The 2,485-nt window shown below is 47.2% G+C and carries 2 protein-coding genes; both read right to left on the minus strand.

Features of this window, described 5'->3' with window-relative positions:
* A partial coding sequence (locus H6F50_RS00865; protein WP_190425268.1) for an extracellular solute-binding protein occupies nt 1–821 on the minus strand: 821 nt, incomplete at its 3' end.
* A gap of 590 nt (nt 822–1,411) precedes the next feature.
* The coding region (locus H6F50_RS00870; RefSeq protein ID WP_190425271.1) for an ATP-binding protein at nt 1,412–2,485 on the minus strand (1,074 nt) is incomplete at its 5' end.

The following is a 2,485-nucleotide window of genomic DNA, read 5'->3' on the forward strand; positions in this document are numbered from 1 at the left end:
TGGAAGAAGCGTCGGGTATCTTCTTCGTGGTAGGTTGTCACCCCAGGCGGGGCAATACCCTCCTGAACGGTGCTACGCAAAAACTCGATGGCTCTTAAGGATTCCGGTCGATCTAACCCAACTTCTAACGTGTCGGGATTCACCCAGAAGCCACCAGCGCCTTCGAGAACCTCCATAAACATTGCCACCGCTCCTTCGTATTGGCGACCTTGCCAGAGGTAGCCCCATGTTACCTTTCCTGCCTTCTGCAAGGTTTTGGAAGCTGCCATTAAATCTTGAAACGTTTCTGGTGGCTGCAATCCGGCTTCTGCTAGCAAGTCTTTCCGGTAGTAGAGCATCCCCGCATCAGAACGAATTGGCAGTCGGTACAGCTTGCCTTCGTAACGTCCCCCTTCGACATCATTGGGTGAAAATGCTGCCAATTCGTCTTGGGAAATCCGGTTGCTGAGGTCTAGCAGCCAACCCGCCGCCGCAAATTTTGGCGTCCAGATGATATCCATGACCACCAGGTCATAAGGAGATTCTCCCAAGATGAAAGCAGAGGTATAGAGGTCTTCAACCAAGTTTGTAGCGTTAGGACCTTCAACGATGTTGATGCGAATGCCTGGATTCTCTGCCTCGAAGTCTTTGATCATCCGCTGCAAGGGTGGGGCATCTGGGGCAGGCAGCAACAGGTTGAGCGTGACTGGCTGCTGAGCCATCACGAACCAGCTAAACAATACGATGCCCAAGAAAAGAAGAATAGATATCCCAAAGCGACGCAAAGAGCGGAGGTTTGGTAGGAATTTTCGCAGTTTGTTTACCGATTGGCGATATAACATTGTTGCTTTATCAAGCAAAGGTTTAATAGTTGATTGGGAAACAAATAAAGACAATTAAATTTTCTCAACCGGCTTATTTGATGGCTAGCTTACTCACTTTGCTTAAAATTGCTTAATACTCTGATAAGAAGCCCGAAAAAAATAGCTCGTGCTACAGACATTTCAGCTTGTCATCAATGCAGACGATTCGTTTGAGAAAGGCAAAGTTTGCAGAAACGTATCCTAGGCTGAACTGAGATCGTCTCTGGTTCTGCTAGGAGTACAAACTGTTTATTTCCAATAGATAAAAATGCTTTGATATCAGTAAATTAATTTCTTATTAATGAGAGATCAACCTTCCAAAGAGATAGCAAGCTATAAACAAAAAACTTTCCTGGGGGGTTTGAGTTGCAGACCTAAAAGTGGTAAAATCCTCGTTAATATAAGATTAAGTTTTATTAAATTTAAAAAAAGTTTGATTAACCTTGGAAGGGTTAAGACTCGCGATCGCTACGAAAAACTCTAAGGGTTAAGACTAGCGATCGCTGCGAAAAACTACCCAATTGTACAAACCACAATTTCTATTGATATTCATCTATTAGAATTAGCAGTTATCGATTTGAAGTGCTTGCCGCCAGCTTTGCTACCACATTCGCCAATTCATCTGGCTCAACTGGCTTCGCCAAATGCATCTGAAAGCCCGCCGAGAGAGCCTGCGTGCGGTCTTCTTCCCTCGCATAGGCAGTCAGCGCGATCGCCGGAGTCTCTCCTCCTTGGGTGGCATCCAGTTTCCGCACTTTCCCAAGCAAAGAATAGCCATCCTCGTCCGGCATCCCAATGTCACTCACCAGAACATCCGGTCTGACTTGAGGGATTCGCTCAAATGCTTCTTGTGCCGATGCCGCTGCGATCGCTTCAGCGCCATATTGTTCTAGCATGAAGGTCAGAAATTCCCGCGTGTCAGTATCATCGTCCACAACCAGTACTCGCACGCCATCGAGTAAAGCGCTGCCGACGGAGGATTCAGAACCCAATAAAACATCTTCTTCCATTGTTAGTTTTTTCGCCTCACTCTTGATAAGTGGCAATATTACTGTGAAAGTTGCTCCCTGTCCTTCGCCCGGACTTTCTGCGTAGACAGTCCCACCGTGCAGTTCTACTAAATGATGCACGATTGCCAAACCGAGTCCCAGTCCACCGTGCTTCCGAGTCGTTGAGCCATCCGCTTGTCGGAAGTAATCAAAGACATGGGGCAAAAAGTCAGCACGGATACCCTTTCCGGTGTCAAGGACTTGAATTTGGGCATAGTTGCGATTAGTCCTGAGTCCTTCATTCTTCATGAGTTCGCGTTCGTTGGCGAATGACTTTTGACCGCTGACCATTGACAGTCTTATCTCAACACGACCGCCTTCCGGCGTAAACTTAATCGCGTTTGAGAGCAAATTCCAAACAACTTGTTGTATGCGGCTGGAATCCCCCGAAACCAGCCCTACAGATGGATCGAGGAAAGACTGAAGCTGAATCGATTTCGCGTCAGCCGCCAGACGCACCGTGTCGATAGCTGCCTCAAGGGTAGAGACTAGGTTGATTGGGGAGATATTTAGACCGACTTTTCCGCGGATGATCCGCGAGACATCCAGCAAATCATCAATGAGCTGTGTCTGTAACTTAGCATTGCGCTCGAT

Origin of the sequence: Coleofasciculus sp. FACHB-712 (assembly GCF_014695635.1) — a bacterium.
Taxonomy (GTDB): Bacteria; Cyanobacteriota; Cyanobacteriia; order Cyanobacteriales; family FACHB-T130; genus FACHB-T130.